Below are 17,455 nucleotides of genomic sequence, written 5' to 3'. Positions count from 1 at the left end.
GTGCGGTCCCGTCACGCGGTGTCCGCCCGGTGGGCGAGACGGGCGCGCAGTTCCCGGCGCGGGACCTTTCCGGTCGCCGACCGGGGGATCTCGGGGACGAACGACACGCCGTGCAGGTGCTCGTAGTAGGGCAGCCGCGCGTTGACGTACGCGATCAGCTCGGCCTCCGTGACGGAGCCGCGTACGGCCGCGAAGGCGTGCGCGACGGCCCCGTGCAGGTCGTCCGGGCGGTCCAGCACCGCGCAGTCGGCGACGGCCGGGTGGGCGCCGAGCACGTTCTCGATCTCGCTGGGCGCGACCAGCCAGTTGTCGTACTTGAACACGTCCTTGACGCGGTCGACGACGAACAGGAGCCCGTCCGCGTCGACATGGCCGATGTCACCGGTGGCGAACCAGCCGTCGGGACCCATGTCCTCGCCACGCTCCCGGCCCAGGTAGCCCAGCATCAGCTGGGGGCCGCGCACCTGGATCTCGCCCGTGGCCCCGCGGGGCAGTGCGGCGCCGGTGTCGAGGTCCACGATCCGGCAGTCGGTCCCGGCCGCCGGCACTCCGCACGAACCGGGCCGCGGCCGGTCCAGGTCGCCCAGGTGGGTCGACGGGGAGGCCTCGGCCAGCCCGTACCCCTGGACCACCGGCACCCCCAGCCGCTCGGCGAGCACGTCGGCCGCACGGGGGGACAGCGCCGAGCCGCCGGACAGCACCGCCCGCAGCGTGGGCACCGACACCGTGGCCAGCCGGGGGTCGGCGGCCAGCCGGGCGAGCCGGACGGGCAGGGCGTAGTAGTGCGTCGCGCCCGACCGGGCGGCGGCCCGCAGGGACTCGACGGAGTCCTGGTCCGGGTGGAGCACCATCGTCGCGGCGGCGGTCACCGCGATGTTCAGGTGCATCGGGTGGAACACCGGCAGGTGGTTGAAGAGCACGGACGTGCCGGACAGCCGGTGCGCGTGGGCCGTTTGGGCGGCGTTGACGGTGAGGTTGCGGTGACTCAGCCGTACGGCCTTGGCGGGACCTGTGGTGCCGCTGGTGAACTGGAGACAGGCCAGGGTGTGGTCGGCTGAGCCGTCATACCGGTCCCCGGCTTCCGGCGCCGCCGGCGTTCCCGGTGCGGCGTCCTGTGTTGCCGAAGGCGGCTCGGCGTTCGACAGCTCGTTCAGCGTGGGCGCCTCTTCCCCGCCCGTCTCCCGGTGGGTGAGGATCAGACCGCGCAACTCGGGCAGGCGGTCGCGCAGCGCCGTCAGCCGCTGGTGGAGCTGCGGGGTGACCACCGCCGTGCGCGCCCGGGAGGTGCGCAACTGGTGCACCAGGCGGTCGTCGGGCAGCAGCGGGTTGATGATCACGCCGACGTTCGAGGAACGGGAGACCGCGTAATAGGCGACCGGGAAGGCGAGGTCGAGCCGGTTCGTCAGGGCGATCGTCTCGCCGGGGCCGCCCGCGTACGTCCGCAGGGCCGCGGCCAGCGCGGCCACCCGGACGTCGAGGGCGGCATAGGTCAGTTCGCCGTCCGGGGACCGCAGTGCCGGCCGTTCCGGTGCCGTGCGCGCCGCCCTGGCGAGCAGGTCGTCGAGGCGGGGCCCGCCCAGCAGCCCGTCCAGCTCCGTCAGCGGCGGGCCCGTGACGACGCCGTCCGACGGGGAGCGCGGACGCCGTTCTCCGGCAGCCCCGGTCCCGTCCCCTTCTCCTGGTTCGTGCGGGCGACTGCATGCCCTCGCCATGTGCGTCCCTTCCGGTCGGCCGTCCTTGCCCCCACCACCCTCGGACCCGGAACTGGAGCGCCGGTCCACGCGGACGGGCGGGGGCTGCACCCGGACTGGTCCGCGGGTTCAGCGGGCGCGGCGAGGCTGGTGGGAAACACCGGCCAGGAGGAACCCAGTTGGACACGGAAGTTCTTGTCGTCGGCGCCGGACCCGTCGGCCTCACCGTCGCGTACGAGCTGCGCCGCAGGGACATCGGCGTACGCGTCGTGGACAAGGCGGCGGGGCCCGCGACCACCAGCAGGGCGACCGCGACCCACGCCCGGACGCTGGAGATCTACGACCAGATGGGGACGCTGGCGGACCTGCTGCCCCGAGGACTGCGCGTCGGCCACTTCTCGATGCACCGATCCGGCCGGATGCTCGCCCGGCTGGGCACCGACTACTCGGAGCTGCCGACCCGTTTTCCCTTCACGCTCCAGGTGGACCAGGCGGCCACCGAGGAGGTGCTGCGCGAACGGCTGTCCGCCCTCGGCGTGGACGTCGAGTGGAACGCCCGGGTCACCGAGTTGCGCCGGCCGCCGGGCGGCGGCGCGGTGGAGGTGCGCGTCGAGCACACGGGCGGGCCGGTGGAGGAGGTGACCGTCCCCTGGCTCGTCGGCGCCGACGGCGCGCACAGCTTCGTCCGCGGACGGCTCGGCATCCCCCTGCTCGGCGAGTCCAGCGAGACCTGGCTCGTCGCCGACGCCGTACTGGACGTGGACCTGCCCAAGGACAGCCTGCACTGGCTGCACACCGGGAAGGGAACCGTCCTTCTGGTGCCGTTCGCCGCGCCGGGCAAGTGGCGGCTGCTGGACACCGCCGACGTCGACGGCGCCGAGGACCCGCGCCTCGTCGCCGAGCGGTTCGCGGCGAAGATCGGCCGGGCGCTCGGCCGCGGGGTCGAGGTCTCGCCGCCGAGCTGGTCGTCCGTCTTCACCATCCAGCAGCGGATGGTGAAGACCATGCGCTCCGGACGGTGCTTCGTCGCCGGCGACGCCGCCCACGTGCACAGTCCCGCCTCCGGGCAGGGCCTGAACACCGGCATCCAGGACGGTTACAACCTGGGCTGGAAGCTGGCGCAGGTGGTGCGTGGCGAGGCGCGCGAGGAACTCCTCGACAGTTACGAGGCCGAGCGCGTCCCGGTCGGGGCGGTGCTGCTCGACTCCACCCGGACCGCGACCGCGCTGATCGCCCTGCGCAACGCCGCCGCGCCGGTCCTGCTGCCGGTGGGCCTGGGCATCGTACGGCGGGTGGCGCCGCTACGGCGCCGGATCGAGCGCAGGATCCTGCGGGGCATGTCCGGGCTGGCACTCCACTACCGCGACAGCCCGCTCACCGACGGCACTCCCCCGGGCGCCGGCGCGGACGACGTCCTGCCGCGCCCGGGGGACCGGGTGAGCTGCTCGGCGGAGACCGAGCGCACCTCGCCCGGCTGGCAGGCCCTGTGCGCCGAACTGGCCGACCCGCGCTGGCTGCTGCTCGCGTTCACCGACGGCTCGACGAGGGCGGGCGCCGAGTTGACGCGGGTGCAGGACGACTTCCGCACGGCTGTGTCGGTACGGGTCGTGGACCCGGGCGGCGCGGATCCGGTGGGCGTGGCCTCGAACGGCGTGGGGTCCGCCCCCCTTCCCGACCCCGGCGGTTCGCTGCGCACGGGACTCGGGGCGCGGGCCGGGGAGTATCTGCTGATACGGCCCGACGGATACCTCGCCGGGCGGGGCACGCTCACCGGCAGCGGTACGTTGACGGCCCGGCTGGCCGCCTTCCACCTCGTGCCGAACGGCGCCCGCGTCCGCCCGGGGGAGGCGCCGCGATGACGGACGACGTCCCTCTGCGCGGCAAGGTCGCACTGGTCACCGGCGGCACCCGGGGGCTCGGCCGGGTCATCGCGGAGCGGCTCGCGCGTGCAGGCTGCCGGGTCGTGGCCTGCCATCTGCGGGAGGAGCCGGCCGAGCCCCTCCCGGACGGCGTCACGGCCGTCCGCGCGGACGTCACCCGGTCCGACGCAGTGGTCTCCCTCGTCGAGACGGTCGGCCGGCGGCACGGCCGGCTCGACTTCTTCGTGCACAACGCGGTCGCCTTCCACCCCATGTCCGCCTCGGACCTCGACGCGAACGCGTGCGCGCGGGACATGGCGGTCGCACTCGGGCCGTTCGTGCACGGCATCGGGCCGCTGGCCGGTCTGCTGGCGGCCTCCGGCGGCCGGATCGTCGTGGTCTCCAGTACCGGCGGCAGCGCGGTCGTCCCCCGATACGTCAGCCTCGGCATGGCCAAGGCGGCGCTTGAGCACCTGGTCCGCTACCTCGCCGTCGAACTCGCCCCCCGCGGCGTCGCCGTCAATGCGGTGGCCTGCGGGAAGCTCGACGAAGGCGAACCGGCCGACGCCGGACCGAACGCGCGGATCGTCGCCCGCACTCCCCTGGGCCGCCTGGTCACCCGGGAGGAACTGGCCGACACGGTGAGTCTGCTGTGCCATCCGCGAGCGGGCGCCCTGCACGGACAGGTGATCACTGTGGACGGCGGCCTGAGCCTGCTGGCCTGAGGGCCGCGGTGAGCCCGCACCGCCATCCCGACCGCGCGGCCGCACAGCCGTCCCGCCGTGCCGGCGAAGCCGAACACCCATCCCCGACGAAGGGCTCTCCCCCCATGCGCATCATCGACCTGTCCACCGCCGTGGACGCCTCCGGCTGGGAACCGGACCCCCTCAAGCACGAGATCATGTCCCCCGCGGAGGGCGGACGGCACATGGCCGCCGCCATGGCCTCCGCGTTCGGCATCGAGTTCGATCCCGCGGAACTGCCCGACGGGGAACTGCTGTCGTTGGACACTCTCACCCTGACCAGCCACACCGGCACGCACGTCGACGCGCCCTCGCACTACGGCACGAAGGCCGCGTACGGCGTCCCGCGGCACATCGACCAGATGCCGCTGGACTGGTTCGTCGGCGCCGGTGTGCGGCTGGACGTCTCCGACGTGCCCGTCGGTACGGTCGGCGCCGACCGGCTCGAACACGCCTTCACCGAGATCGGGTACCGCCCCGGGCCGGGTGACATCGTCCTGCTGCGCACCGGCGCCGACCGGCACGCCGGGAAGCCCGAGTTCTTCACCGACTTCACCGGACTGGACGGCCCTGCCACGGAGCTGCTCCTCGACCTGGGCGTGCGCGTCATCGGCACGGACGCCTTCAGCCTGGACGCGCCGTTCGGACACATGATCAGCACCTATCGGCGCACCGGGGACAAGAGCGTCCTGTGGCCCGCGCACTTCACCGGCCGGCGACGCGAGTACTGCCAGATCGAGCGCCTCGCCAACCTGGACGCCCTGCCCGCCCCCACCGGCTTCACGGTGGTCTGCCTGCCCGTGAAGATCGCCGGCGCCGGTGCGGGCTGGACCAGGGCCGCAGCACTCCTCCAGGACGCCTGACCCCGACACCACCGCCCCCTTCGACTCCAGCGAGAGGACCACCATGACCACGACCGGCACCCCCGCGGTGACCACGCGGCTCCTGCACGAGATCTCCCGCGGCTATCTGAAGACCGCCCTGCTGCGCACCGCCATGGAGTTACGCCTCTTCGACGGCGTGGGCGAGCACGGTGCCGAGGCCGGCGCCCTCGCCGACGAGCGGTCCGTGGACCCGCGGGCGCTGCGCATCGTCCTGGACGCGCTGGTCTCCATCGGTCTGCTCCGCAAGGAGGCCGGCCGCTACACGCTGCCGCCCGGCGGCCGGGAGTACCTGCTCTCCTCCGGCGCGCAGTACTTCGGCGGCGCGGTGCGCCTGGGCGCGAGCGACTGGGAGTGGGAGGCGCAGAGGCGGCTGACCGACGCCGTCCGCAAGGGCGGCACGGTCCTCACCGAGCACTACCTGACCCCGGAACTCGACTACTGGGAGGACTTCGCCGAGCACACCACCTGGTTCAACAACGGCGCCGCCGAGGTCCTCGCCGACCAGCTGGTGCCCTGGGCCCGGGGCAGGGCGAGTGTCGACGTGCTGGACGTCGCCGCCAGCCACGGTGCGTACGGCTTCACCTTCGCCCGCCGCGAACCGCGGGCCCGGATCTGGTGCCTCGACTGGCCCAACGTACTGCCGCACACGCGGCGCAACGCCGAGCGCCTCGGGCTGGCCGACCGGCTGTACCTTCTCCCGGGCGACATGTTCGAGGTCCCGCTGGGCGGGCCGTACGACATCCTGCTGGTCACCAACGTGCTGCACCACTTCGCGCAGGACACCGCCGTACGGCTGCTGACCAGGCTGTCCGATGCGGTGAAACCGGGTGGGCGGATCGCGGTGGTGGGCCACACCTACCGCGAGGGCGACGACCCGGCGCGCAACCCGATGCCGTTCCTGTTCTCGGTCAGCATGCTGGCGCAGACCCACGACGGCGAGACGCACTCCGTCGAGGCGTACGAGCGGATGCTGTCCGCGAGCGGCTTCACCGGCACCCGGATGTACACCGGCCCGAAGGCGCAGCACACGGTGTTCCTCGCGGAGAAGGCCTGATGGCTGTCCAGGCGTCCGGCCGCCGCGTCGTCGTCACCGGCCTCGGGGTGCTGGCGCCCGGCGGCACCGGTGTGAAGGAGTTCTGGGACCTGCTGGCCAACGGCCGTACGGCGACCCGGAGGATCACCTTCTTCGACCCGTCGCCGTTCCGTTCCCGGGTGGCCGCCGAGATCGACTTCGACCCCGAGCACCACGGACTCGGTCCGCAGGAGATCCGACGGATGGACCGGGCCGCGCAGCTCGCGGTGGTCGCCGCGCGGGAGGCCTTGGCCGACAGCGCGCTGCCGGGCGGCCGCGATCCCGGCCGTACGGGGGTGACCATCGGCAGCGCGGTCGGCGCGACCATGAGCCTCGACCGGGAGTACCGGGTGGTCAGCGACGGCGGCCGGCTGGAGCTGACCGACCACACCTACGCGCCCCCGCACCTCTACCACCAGTTCGTGCCGTCCTCCTTCGCGGCCGAGGTGGCCTGGCAGGCGGGGGCCGAGGGGCCGGCGACCGTGGTGTCCACGGGGTGCACCTCGGGCCTGGACGCCGTGGGGTACGCGGCGGAGCTGATCCGCGAGGGCTCGGCCGACGTGATGATCGCGGGCGCCACCGACGCGCCCATCTCGCCGATCACCCTGGCCTGCTTCGACGCCATCAGGGCGACCACACCGCGCGACGACGACCCCGAGCACGCCTCGCGGCCCTTCGACGCCACCCGGGACGGCTTCGTCCTCGGCGAGGGGGCGGCGGTCCTGGTGCTGGAGGAACTAGAGGGCGCGCGACGGCGGGGCGCCCGGATCCGCGCCGAGATCGCGGGCTTCGCCTCCCGCTGCAACGCCTTCCACATGACCGGGCTGCGCCCGGACGGCGCCGAGATGGCCGAGGCGATCACGCACGCGCTCACCGAGGCGCGGCTGAACCCCGAGGACGTCGACTACGTCAACGCGCACGGCTCCGGCACACGGCAGAACGACCGGCACGAGACGGCCGCGTTCAAACGCAGTCTCGGCGCGCACGCCTACCGCACCCCGGTCAGCTCCATCAAGTCGATGGTCGGACACTCCCTCGGTGCGATCGGCTCCATCGAGATCGCCGCGTCGGTGCTCGCCATGGAGCACCACGTGGTGCCGCCGACCGCCAACCTGCACACGCCGGACCCCGAGTGCGACCTCGACTACGTCCCCCTCACCGCCCGCGACCGGCGCACGGACACCGTCCTCACCGTGGGCAGCGGCTTCGGCGGCTTCCAGAGCGCGATGGTGCTGACGAGGCCGGAGAGGAGGCAGGTGTGACCGCGGCGGGCAAGGCGGTCGTGGCGGTCACCGGACTCGGCGTCGCGGCGCCCAACGGCCTGGGTGCCGACGACTTCTGGGCGGCGACCTGCGCCGGCAAGAGCGGCATCGGCCCGCTCACCCGCTTCGAGGCGAGCGGTTATCCGGCCCGGCTCGCCGGCGAGATCCCCGGGTTCGTCGCCGAGGACCACCTCCCGGCCCGGCTACTCCCCCAGACCGACCGCATGACGCGGGTCGCCCTCGTGGCGGCCGAGTGGGCGCTGGCCGACGCAGGCGTCACTCCGCAGACGCTGACTCCGTACGAGGCGGGGGTCGTGACGGCGAGTTCCTCCGGAGGGTTCGAGTTCGGCCAGAACGAGCTGCGCAACCTGTGGAGCAAGGGCAGCCAGTACGTGAGCGCGTACCAGTCCTTCGCCTGGTTCTACGCCGTCAACACGGGCCAGATCTCCATCCGCCACGGCATGAAGGGGCCCAGCGGTGTGGTCGTCAGCGACCAGGCCGGCGGCCTCGACGCGCTGGCGCAGGCGCGGCGGCACATCCGCCGGGGCAGCCGGCTCATCGTCTCCGGCGCGATCGACGCCGCGCTCTGCCCCTGGGGCTGGACCGCCCAGCTCACCAGCGGCCGCGTCAGCACCGCCGACCGGCCGGACCGGGCCTACCTGCCCTTCGACCCCGCCGCCGACGGCCACGTGCCGGGCGAGGGCGGCGCGATCCTCGTCCTGGAGGACGCCGCGGCCGCCCGTGCCCGCGGGGCCCGGCCCTACGGCCTGATCTCCGGATACGGCGCCACCTTCGACCCTCCGCCCGGCAGCGGACGCCCCTCCGCCTTGGAGCGAGCGGTGCGTACGGCCCTCGACGACGCGGGCGCACGGCCGGCCGACGTCGACGTGGTCTTCGCGGACGGCGCGGCCGTACCCGCTCTCGACCTCGCCGAAGCCCACGCCCTCCGGGCCGTCTTCGGGTGGCACGGGGTGCCGGTCACCGTACCGAAGACCATGACCGGACGCCTCAACTCCGGGGGCGCTCCCCTGGACGTGGCCGCCGCGCTGCTGGCCGTCAGGGACGGCGTCATTCCGCCGACCACCCACGTCACCCCGGACCCGGCCTACGGGCTGGACCTGGTCACCGACGTTCCCCGCGCCGCGCCGGTGCGGACGGCGCTCGTCATGGCCCGCGGGCACGGCGGGTTCAACGCGGCCCTGGTGGTGCGAGCCGCCGACCGGCCGTGACCCCTCACACGACCATGGAGGAAGACTTGTCGGAGCAGCGGTTCACCCTTGAGGACCTTCGGCGCGTGCTGCGCGAGGCCGCCGGCGCGGACGACGGCCCGGACGACGGCGTCGTGTTCGGCGGGGACGTCCAGGATGTGGAGTTCACGGATCTGGGCTACGACTCGCTGGCCCTGCTGGAAACCGTGTCCAGGATCGAACGGGAGTACGGGATCAGCCTGGGTGATGCGGTGATCGGCGAGGCCACGACTCCACGGGCCCTGGTACGGGCGGTCAACGAGCAGTCCCAGGACGAGCCCTGACACCCGGGCGCGACCGGCCGCCGCGCCGCGCCCCGCTGGTCCGGCTGGTCCGGCTGGTCCGGCTGGTCCGGCTGGTCCGGCTGGTCCGGCTGGTCCGGCTGGACGGCGTGCCCCCGGCTGCACCCGGTGAGCCCTCACCGGGCCATCTGGGTGTGGACGTACCCCCACGAGCCGGGTCAGCGCGTCCGGGTCGGTGGACGGCAGGGTTCCTGCGGTTCTTGCCGGATGGGGCTGCGGGCGGGGGTGGTGGCGCCAGGGTCGTCGCGGAGTTTAGACAAGCACGGTGACCAGGCCGAAGGAGATCGCGCCGGACCAGATCGTCCGGGGCATGACCCACCTCTCGTACTCACCCCGCGCTCCTCCAGTGTGGGATCTCAACTTCGGCTGCACTCTCGACTGGCCGACGAGCCCCGCCGCAGCACCTCCCATCTTGTCTGGGATCACGGTTCCCTACCCGTCTCACTCTCCGCGCGCGGACGACGGGTGAGCTAACCTGCCCGCATGCGAGGACAGTTCACCGGCTGGCCGGAGCAGGCCATGGACGTGTTGTGGCAGCTCCAGGGTGAACCGACCCACGCGACCCGCGAGCGCTATCGCGCGGACCGCGAACGCCTGGTCCGGCAGCCGATGATCGCCCTGCTCAACGAGGTCGCGGACAGCGACCCCCGGTACGAGGACTTCTCCGTCTGGCACTACCGCACCAACTCCTGGTGGTGGCAGCACCAGAGCGCGGTGATCCGACTCGGCCGCAAGATCGAGATCGGTCTCCGGTTCTCCCTGGACGGCCTGCGGGTCCAGGGCGCCTGGTGGTACCCCGATCCCGGCCAGGTGGACATGTTCCGCAAAGCCGTGGCCTCCGAGGGGAGCGGCCGCGAACTGTCCGCCATCGTCGAGGACGTGCGGAAGAAGGGCTACGACATCTCCGGGGACCTGATGAAACGCCCCCCACGCGGCTATCCGACGAACCACACCCGTTCGGACCTGCTCCGCCACCGTTCGCTGATAGCCGCCCGTTCCCTCGGCTGCGAGGAGTGGCTGCACACCCCCGAGGCGGTCGACCGGGTCCTCTCGGCCGCCGCCGACCTGGACGCCCTGCTGATGTGGCTGGTCCGCCACGTGAAGCGCGCCGCCTGACATCACGAGGGCGCCGCGCGGCACGGGAGGAACCACACCCGTGCCGCCGAACCTTGCGGGGATGCACCGGGCGCCGAGACAACCGGGTTCCCCCAGAGGTAGTACGCGTACGCGAGGCGGGTGTTGTCCGGCGAGCGGGTGATGCCGTGGCTTCATCGAGCCGGATCCGGGCTGTCACTACCGCCCCCGTCACTGTCAGTGAACTGTGGGTGTTTCGAGTGCTTGGAGGATCTGTCGCACTTCCTGGCGCCACTGGTCGGCGTCGGCGCCATCAGTCGCCAGACAGCGCCCCGATCAGCGCGACGCCGACGCGTACGGCCAGGAGCTGGCCGGCATCAGCACGAGGCCGCCGAGGCGCGGTTCACGGTCTTCCAGGCCCTGACCGCCGTCGGTATCGGACACGAGCAGACCGATGACATCGTGTCGAAGGTGGGAGGCCGGGGCGGCGGCCGACTCGCGGGGCGGTACGGGACCGAGGCGTGGACAGCCGACCGGGCGGAGCGCCGGGGAACGCGGGGCGTACGGCAACCGCGCGGAGCCGGCGCGCGCGGTACGGACGGGTCGGCGCCCGGCACAGCGGGCGGAGCGCGGGCCGGGGCGAGATGGCACACGGCCCAGGACCCGCAGAGCGTGACGACCAGTTGAGCGGGCGGCGGGAGCGGGTCGGCAGCCGAGCCAGGAAGGGGAGGAGACCGGCGCTCCAGCACAGGAGTGGCCAAGTGCCCCTGCTGCACGGGTGACTTGGTGGCGGCGGTGGACCGGCGGTCGAACGCCCTCCACTGCTTCCGGCGGTGCGTGACGAGGGCTTGGAGGGCCCGGAAGGATTCGTACGGCGAACGGCACCGTGGCCGTGGCGCGAAAACGTACGGATATCTACGCCACCACCGCACGGAATGCACGCTCGCCGATACCGAGCATCAGCGGGTTGTCCGCCGAGTGCGACAGGAAGACCAAGGACAGGGCAAGCGCCCACCCGCGGGCCCGCTCCCAAGTCGCGTCGTCCGCCCGGCCGTACGCCTGTCGGAGAACGGCGCGCTGCTCCGCGGTGAACAACATCCACGCCACGGACAGGTCGGTGGCAGGATCGCCGGAGGTGATGTCACCGAAGTCGATCACGGCGCTGATCCGGCCGCGGTCTACCAGGATGTTGGCTGGGTGCAGGTCTCCGTGCAGCCACACCGGCGGCCCGTCCCAGACGGGCGCCGCGACGGCCTTCTCCCAGATCCGCAGTGCGGTCGCGCGATCGGCCGGGTCAACATGTGCCAGCCCGGTCAGGATGCCCTCGGCGCGTCCGGCCAGCGGAATCCCACGAGCCGCGTTGACCGGCGCCTTGGAAGCAGCCGGGGCGTGCAGCGCATCCAGAAAACCGCCGATCGTCGCCGCGGCCAACCAGGGGTCGTCGGGCTGCGACCGCGCCGCGATCCGCCCCGCGAGGAACGGCACGACGCTCCAAGACCACGGGTACTCAGCCGTCGGCCGCCCGAGGCGCACCGGCGCCGGCACAGGCAACGGCAGACGGTCGGCCAACTCCGGCAACCACCGCTGCTCGTGCGCGAGGAGCTCGGCGGCCACGGCACGCCGAGGCAACCGGACGAGGAACTCCTCGCCGAGCCGGCACACAAGGTTGTCCCAGCCGTTCGCCAGCACCTCGACCGGCAGGTTCGCCAGGTCGGGGTGCTGTTCGTCGAGCAGACGGCGCACCAGACCGACTGAGAGTGAAACCTCCGCGGCAGGCATGCGGTGAACTGTCACAGCGGGAACTCTACGGCGGTGGCCCGGCGCTCTCGGACGCAAAGAGGGAAATCAGCTCCAGGTAGGGCAGGCGCATGATCAGCCGGACAGGTCCCAACGACGGCCCGGCGAGGACGTAGTGCGCGTACCGCCATCGCCGCCACGGCGGGGGCGACCTCGGTCGTGTTCGGCTCCGAGGGCTGCCGTCCCTGATGGAGTACGACCCGGTCCTGACAGCCTCGGGACGCAGCCAGACTGTCATCGGCACCAAACGGCACCGTCCCCCATCGTGCCCCACGGCGTGGTGTCGCCATGCGGACGGCGTCCGGGGCCGCGCGGTGGAGCTTCCTGTGCAACCGGGCGGCTGGTCGCAGCGGCAAACAGTGGCGCGGACGCCATCCACACGATGCGACAGGCACGCGATGGCCTACCGGGCCGTACTCCGCCCCGCTGCCATCCTCATCCGAGCCCGGCACTGACCAATGAGACGGAACGGCAACTCCTTCAGGCTGATGGCCGGCGGCATCACCGTGTGGGTGGTCTGGCCGTGCGGCATGCCGTTGCGGATCTGCCGGCCCTACGACACCCCCTGCGGCGCCTCCTGACCCCGGGCACGGGCCCATCCGCCTCCCGGCCACTCGCCACCAGCTCGGCCCCTGGGCCGCCCGCTCAGCCGGCCGAAGCGTTCTGTGTCGCCTGGCGTGCTTCGGTGAGGGCTCGCTGCCTGAGGTTGCCGCCGAGCAACTGAATCGTGGTGGCGGCCAGGATGTCATCCCTGCCGATAGTCCGCCCGTCCCCCCTGCGGGCGGGCGGGGCTCGGAAGGAATCCTTGGGGAACGGGGGTGGGGCCGGTTCGCCCGACATCACCGGGGTGACCGTACCGAAACGTTTGACCCCGCCCTCGCGGACGACCATGGCCGCGTCCCGGGCGATGTCCGTCAGGAACACGCTCGCGATGCCGTCCAGGTCGCGGAGCATCGCCGGGACGGCCGTCGTCCCCTGGCTCCGCAGCAGCTTCTTGACCCCGGCTTCGAACCTGTGGGCGCCGACCACAGCACTCGGTTTGCGCGACCTGCTGCGCTGACGAGAAGGCACGAGGACACCGTCGGCGTCGTACAGGACACCGGTTAGGCCTCGGAACGTCGGGCTGTGGTCGTACCACTTGGTCCCCACCTCAAGCTCGACGTTCCGGTCGATCGCCGAGAGGAGGTCACCGGGAATCAGCTTCTTCCGGGCCTCCTCCGCCGCCGCTCTCCTCGCGCTGTCGATGATCTCCATCAGTACTGTCCGTGTCACTGACGCGGCGGCCCACGCGGCCGACCGAGAGACGTGCATCGAGGTCACGTCCCTGAACACCGCTCTGACGAGAGAAGGTTTGAACGGCGAGACACCCAGGACCGAGGCGGTCTCGGTGCCGCTGCGCTCAGGGCGTGCGGGCTGTGCGGCCATCGGAAGAATCTCTCCCCGCTTGTCGGAGTCAAGGTGCAGGTCACCATCGAGGCCATCACCGATGCTGTCACCGGCTCCCTCGCTTCGCCCCGGACGGTGCTGCTGGGCGCTACGACTCTACGGGGCCGCCTTCAGTACACCGGGCGCGGCACCACACTGTCCCAGACCTTCGGCTACGCCCTGGCCGACGTGCTGGCCCTGCCGACGGGTGCGCATCCGTGGGAGGGGTGGAAGTTCTCGGCGGGCGGGGGGGCACAGCACGTCCCCGAAGTTGCCTTGGTGGAACCCGAGATGGCGTTGAAGGTGGCTGTCGGTACCGCCCGGTCCGGCAGTTGGGGCTCGTCGACCGCTGGATCGCCGAGGAGGAGCGGCGGGAGGCGGAGCGGCGCCGGGGTGAGGAGATGCGGCCGACTCCGTTGGATTGGCTGATCCTGTACGGCCTCAACCGGGACAGCGTCGACGCCGTCCACGTCGGCGGCTGCCGGACCGCGAAGAAGAGCGGCCGATGCCGGCCGGCCACGGGGCGAGCAGGCCCTCGACGCGCTCCGAAACCAAGTGCCGCCATGCGTGCACTGTCGGCGTGCATCATGCTCGGGCACAGGGTTGTTCATGAGAGAGGCTGACCTGTTCAGCGTAAGGTCAGTGCCGTACACGGGATTGCCGAAGCCCTGGTTCGGGCACCGAGGAGCCGTCGATGCTGGACCAGGATGTGCTGCGTGCCGAGCGCCTGGCTGGTTACGGGACCGTGAGCACTCAGCTCTCCTTGCTGAGCGACCACCGGCTCGGGGACGCCGTGGCTGCCGCTGCCCCGCGTGGGTCGGGCATCGGTGGCAGGTCGGCAGAGCTGGACGTCGACGGAACGCGCGTCTTCGTCAAGCGGATCCCGTTGACGGACACCGAACTACGGCCGGAGAACGTGCGGTCGACGGCTAACGTCTTCGATCTGCCGATGTTCTACCAGTACGGGGTGGGCTCGGCCGGGTTCGGTGCCTGGCGGGAGCTTGCCGTGCACATCATGACCACGAACTGGGTTCTCGGCGGCGAGTATGCGGGATTCCCCCTGATGTACCACTGGCGGGTTCTGCCTGACTCCCCTCCCAGGGGATTCACCGACGCGTTCGGGGGCCTGGAAGGGGCTGTCGCTCACTGGGAGGGATCACCCGCCGTTCGTGACCGGCTGGAGGCCATCGGCCAGTCCTCGTCCAGCCTGGTGGTCTTCCTGGAGCACGTGCCGCACACACTCGCCGGGTGGCTGGCCGACCACCGCGAAAGCGCCGTGCCGGAAGGCGGGGACGGCTCGCCCTTTCGCTGGGTGGAGGAAGCTCTGATGGAAGGAGCTGCCTTCATGAGTTCTCGCGGACTGGTCCACTTCGACGCTCACTTCGACAACATCCTCACCGATGGCCGCCGGCTCTACTTCGCTGACTTCGGGCTTGCCCTGAGCTCCCGCTTCGACCTTTCAGCGGACGAGTCCAACTTCCTCGCGGACCACCTCCTGTATGACCACTGCTACACCGCGAGCCACCTGCTCCGATACCACGTGCTTGACGAAGTACGAGGTGACACGGAACGCGAAGTCTTCCTGCACGACTGGATCGCGGGCCGGCGACCCGGCGACATCCCGCCCGAGATCACGACCATCATCGACCGGCACGCACGCCCTACCGTCGTCGTGGACTCCTTCTTCTGCCGTCTGCTCACCGAGAGCAAGCAGACGCCGTTCCCGGCCGCCGCAATCAAGCGGCAGTTGGCCGCTGGCGCCACATCCCTGAGCTGATCCACGCCCTCGTCTCGGCCTGTCAGGGGTGGCCGGGGGCGGTGTCTCCGGTTCTGGGACTGGTTGGATTGACGCCGCTGTCGGCCCGAAGGGCGACTCTCAGGGCCTCCTTCTCCAGGGTCAGGCGCCGGATGTGGTCTTCGTGGGTGTGCGGGTGGCGGGTGAGGTTCTCCTTCTCTGCGCGCAGGCGGGCGATGGTCTGCTGGTCCTTGTTCCTGACGTGGACGCTGCCAGAGCCGATGCTCGCCGCCCCTGTTCCGGACCCGGCTCTGTCGGCGGGCGGGGCGGCAAAGGTGAAGTGGGACGGAGCGCGGGCCGCGGTGTCGGTGGAGGCCGGCCACCTCGTGCTGCCCACTCCTGGCGGTGACCTGCGGCCCAAGAAGTTCGCGCAGCAATGTTGCGTTGGCTGCAACAGTTCCGTGATTACCGAGGCCCCAGGGTCAGCGTGGCTTGTTCTGGCTCGGAATATGGTGCAATTCGACCCACAGCAGCGGTGTTCGGGACTGCGCGCTTCCCCCCGGCTCAGGTTGCCACGGCTGAGAGGACGAGCCTGCCATCGTGGACCTCGGCGATCTGGTCGACGGCGGTGAGGTGGGCGCGGTCGTGGGTGACCAGGACGGTGGCGGTGGCCTGCTGGTGGGTAAGACGGGTGATCAGGTCGATGACGGCAGCGCCGCGTTCCTGATCGAGGGCGCTGGTGGGTTCGTCGACCAGGAGGACGGCGGGGTCGTTCATCAGGGCGCGGGCGAGGTTGACGCGTTGGCGCTGGCCGCCGGAGAGCTGGTGGGGGCGGCGGCCGGCCTGGGCGGCGAGGCCGACGGCGTCGAGGAGTTCCATCGCGCGGGTGTGGGCGGTGCGGGGGTTGCGGCCGTCGATCTGGGCCATGACCTGGAGTTGCTCGGCGGCGGTGAGGGAGGGCAGCAGGTTGGGCTGCTGGAAGACGATGCCGATCTTGTGGCGGCGCAGTTTCGTCAGTGCGCCGGGGGTGAGGCCGATGGTGCTCTGGCCGTCGATGGTGACGGTGCCGGTGTCGGGGGCGATCAGGGTGGCGGCGACCGCGAGGAGGCTGGACTTGCCGGAGCCGGAGGGGCCGACCACGGCGGTCAGGCTGCCCTGGGGCACCTTCAGGCTGACCTGGTCGAGAGCGGTCAGGCGGGTGTCGCCGTCGGGGTAGGTGAGGGTGACGTCGGTCAGGGTCAGGCTCATCGGACGCTCCCCAGGGCGGTCAGCGGGTCGACGGAGGTGATGCGGCGGATGGACAGGGCGGCGCCGAGCACGCCGAGGAGGATGATCACGAGGGCCGGGATCAGAACGGTGGCGGGGGTGAGGAGGAACGGTACGGCGGAGCCGGATACGAGTGCGCCGACGGCGGCGGCGATGCCGGTGCCGATCAGGGTGCCGCCGACGAGCAGGACGACGGCCTGGCCGAGGGCGTCCTTGAGCAGATTGGCAGTGGAAGCGCCCAGGGCCTTGAGGACGGCGACGTCACCGCCGCGCTGGATGGTCCAGACGGTGAAGAAGGCGCCGATGACGAGGGCGGAGATGGCGAACAGGAAGCCGCGCATCAGCTGTAGGGAGCCGTTCTCGGAGGTGTAGGAGCCGATCGCGGACAGTGAGTCGTCGGTGGAGACGGTCTTGGTGCCGGCCTGGTGGTCGGTGGCGGCCACATCGGCCCTGGAGGTGGTGCTCAGAGCGATGACGGTCGCGGTCGGGCCGTCGTCGTTGCCGGTGGGCGGCGCGGTCTTCTGCCAGGTGTCCAGGCGGGTCCAGATCACCGGGGTGTGGCTGAAGTGGGCATCGCCCGCGACGGCGGCCACCTTCAGCTGCCGGCCTGCCAGAGTGAGGGAGTCGCCGGCCTTGACGCCCAGGTCGTCGGCGGCCGCGGTGGACAGCACCACCGTACTACCGGTGATCTTGTCGCTGTCCGGGGCGAGGCGGGAGCCGGGCTCGACGCCGAAGGCCGAGACTCCGGTGCTCTTGTTTCCTGCGGTGGCCTTGGTCGTGGTGATCCCCAGCGGATCGGCGCTTTCGACACCGGGCGCCTTCGACCACTTCTTCCACTGTGCTCGCGTGACGGTGGAGTTGGAGTACGACAGGTCCTGCCCGCCGCTGGGAGCCTGGAAGGCGATCTTGTCGGCGGGCAGGGACGTGATCGCGGAGATGTTCTGCCGGCCCAGTCCGGCCGTCAGCCCGGACAGCAGCCCGACCAGCAGGGTGATCAGCACGATGACAGTCCCCATCAGGGCGAAGCGCCCTTTGGCGAACTTCAGGTCTCTCCAGGCGACGAACACGGCCTTGGCCTGTCCTTTCCGACGGTGGAAG

15 protein-coding genes are annotated in these 17,455 nt (G+C 71.7%); 9 read left to right on the top strand and 6 right to left on the bottom strand.

Features of this window, described 5'->3' with window-relative positions; translation table 11 throughout:
• Positions 1-11: 11 nt before the first annotated feature.
• Positions 12-1,712, bottom strand: coding sequence for a class I adenylate-forming enzyme family protein (locus AQJ11_RS34110; RefSeq protein ID WP_059265790.1), 1,701 nt, complete (start codon positions 1,710-1,712; stop codon positions 12-14).
• Between the two features lie 158 nt (positions 1,713-1,870).
• Between AQJ11_RS34110 and AQJ11_RS34105 the strand changes: the two genes are divergently transcribed.
• The 8 genes from AQJ11_RS34105 to AQJ11_RS34070 all read left to right on the top strand — a co-directional run bounded on the left by AQJ11_RS34105 (position 1,871) and on the right by AQJ11_RS34070 (position 10,176).
• Entirely contained in the window at positions 1,871-3,550 is a 1,680-nt protein-coding gene (locus AQJ11_RS34105) for an FAD-dependent oxidoreductase (protein ID WP_059265789.1), read from the top strand.
• Positions 3,547-4,275, top strand: coding sequence for an SDR family NAD(P)-dependent oxidoreductase (locus tag AQJ11_RS34100; RefSeq protein ID WP_059265788.1), 729 nt, complete (start codon positions 3,547-3,549; stop codon positions 4,273-4,275). The genes AQJ11_RS34105 and AQJ11_RS34100 overlap by 4 nt, the downstream gene beginning before the upstream one ends.
• Before the next feature lie 104 nt (positions 4,276-4,379).
• Positions 4,380-5,156 (top strand): cyclase family protein, encoded by a 777-nt coding sequence (locus tag AQJ11_RS34095; RefSeq protein ID WP_059265787.1) that lies wholly within the window; start codon positions 4,380-4,382, stop codon positions 5,154-5,156.
• Between the two features lie 43 nt (positions 5,157-5,199).
• Positions 5,200-6,231 (top strand): class I SAM-dependent methyltransferase, encoded by a 1,032-nt coding sequence (locus AQJ11_RS34090; RefSeq protein ID WP_059265786.1) that lies wholly within the window; start codon positions 5,200-5,202, stop codon positions 6,229-6,231.
• A complete protein-coding gene (locus AQJ11_RS34085; protein WP_059265785.1) occupies positions 6,231-7,511 on the top strand; it encodes a beta-ketoacyl-[acyl-carrier-protein] synthase family protein in 1,281 nt (426 codons plus the stop codon). Before AQJ11_RS34090 ends, AQJ11_RS34085 begins: the two co-directional genes overlap by 1 nt.
• Positions 7,508-8,740: a ketosynthase chain-length factor gene (locus tag AQJ11_RS34080; protein WP_014669811.1), complete on the top strand. Its 1,233-nt coding sequence runs from the start codon at positions 7,508-7,510 to the stop codon at positions 8,738-8,740. The genes AQJ11_RS34085 and AQJ11_RS34080 overlap by 4 nt, the downstream gene beginning before the upstream one ends.
• Positions 8,741-8,766: 26 nt before the next feature.
• Positions 8,767-9,042: an acyl carrier protein gene (locus tag AQJ11_RS34075; protein WP_244218479.1), complete on the top strand. Its 276-nt coding sequence runs from the start codon at positions 8,767-8,769 to the stop codon at positions 9,040-9,042.
• A 501-nt stretch (positions 9,043-9,543) separates the two neighbouring features.
• Positions 9,544-10,176: a DUF2461 family protein gene (locus tag AQJ11_RS34070; protein ID WP_244218478.1), complete on the top strand. Its 633-nt coding sequence runs from the start codon at positions 9,544-9,546 to the stop codon at positions 10,174-10,176.
• Positions 10,177-11,049: 873 nt separating this feature from the next.
• Here AQJ11_RS34070 and AQJ11_RS34065 read toward each other — a convergent pair.
• Positions 11,050-11,913, bottom strand: a complete 864-nt coding sequence (locus tag AQJ11_RS34065) for an aminoglycoside phosphotransferase family protein (protein WP_244218477.1) — start codon at positions 11,911-11,913, stop codon at positions 11,050-11,052.
• Between the two features lie 663 nt (positions 11,914-12,576).
• On the bottom strand, positions 12,577-13,356 hold the full coding sequence (locus AQJ11_RS34060) for a hypothetical protein (RefSeq protein WP_107120911.1): 780 nt from the start codon (positions 13,354-13,356) through the stop codon (positions 12,577-12,579).
• 694 nt (positions 13,357-14,050) lie between these two features.
• Here AQJ11_RS34060 and AQJ11_RS34050 point away from each other — a divergent pair.
• Positions 14,051-15,133: a protein kinase family protein gene (locus tag AQJ11_RS34050; RefSeq protein WP_059265782.1), complete on the top strand. Its 1,083-nt coding sequence runs from the start codon at positions 14,051-14,053 to the stop codon at positions 15,131-15,133.
• Positions 15,134-15,155: 22 nt separating this feature from the next.
• Here the strand turns inward: AQJ11_RS34050 and AQJ11_RS34045 are convergent, their stop codons facing one another.
• The 3 genes from AQJ11_RS34045 to AQJ11_RS34035 form a co-directional block, all read right to left on the bottom strand.
• The gene (locus AQJ11_RS34045) at positions 15,156-15,488 is read right to left on the bottom strand and encodes a hypothetical protein (RefSeq protein WP_059265781.1); all 333 of its coding nucleotides are present in this window, start codon (positions 15,486-15,488) and stop codon (positions 15,156-15,158) included.
• 167 nt (positions 15,489-15,655) lie between these two features.
• Positions 15,656-16,339 (bottom strand): ABC transporter ATP-binding protein, encoded by a 684-nt coding sequence (locus AQJ11_RS34040; protein ID WP_059265780.1) that lies wholly within the window; start codon positions 16,337-16,339, stop codon positions 15,656-15,658.
• The gene (locus AQJ11_RS34035; protein ID WP_059265779.1) at positions 16,336-17,424 is read right to left on the bottom strand and encodes an ABC transporter permease; all 1,089 of its coding nucleotides are present in this window, start codon (positions 17,422-17,424) and stop codon (positions 16,336-16,338) included. The genes AQJ11_RS34040 and AQJ11_RS34035 overlap by 4 nt, the downstream gene beginning before the upstream one ends.
• Positions 17,425-17,455 lie beyond the last annotated feature (31 nt).

The organism is Streptomyces corchorusii (assembly GCF_001514055.1).
GTDB lineage: Bacteria > Actinomycetota > Actinomycetes > Streptomycetales > Streptomycetaceae > Streptomyces > Streptomyces olivaceoviridis.
The sequence above is the reverse complement of the archived record's forward strand: the minus strand, read 5'-3'. Positions and strand labels throughout refer to the sequence as shown.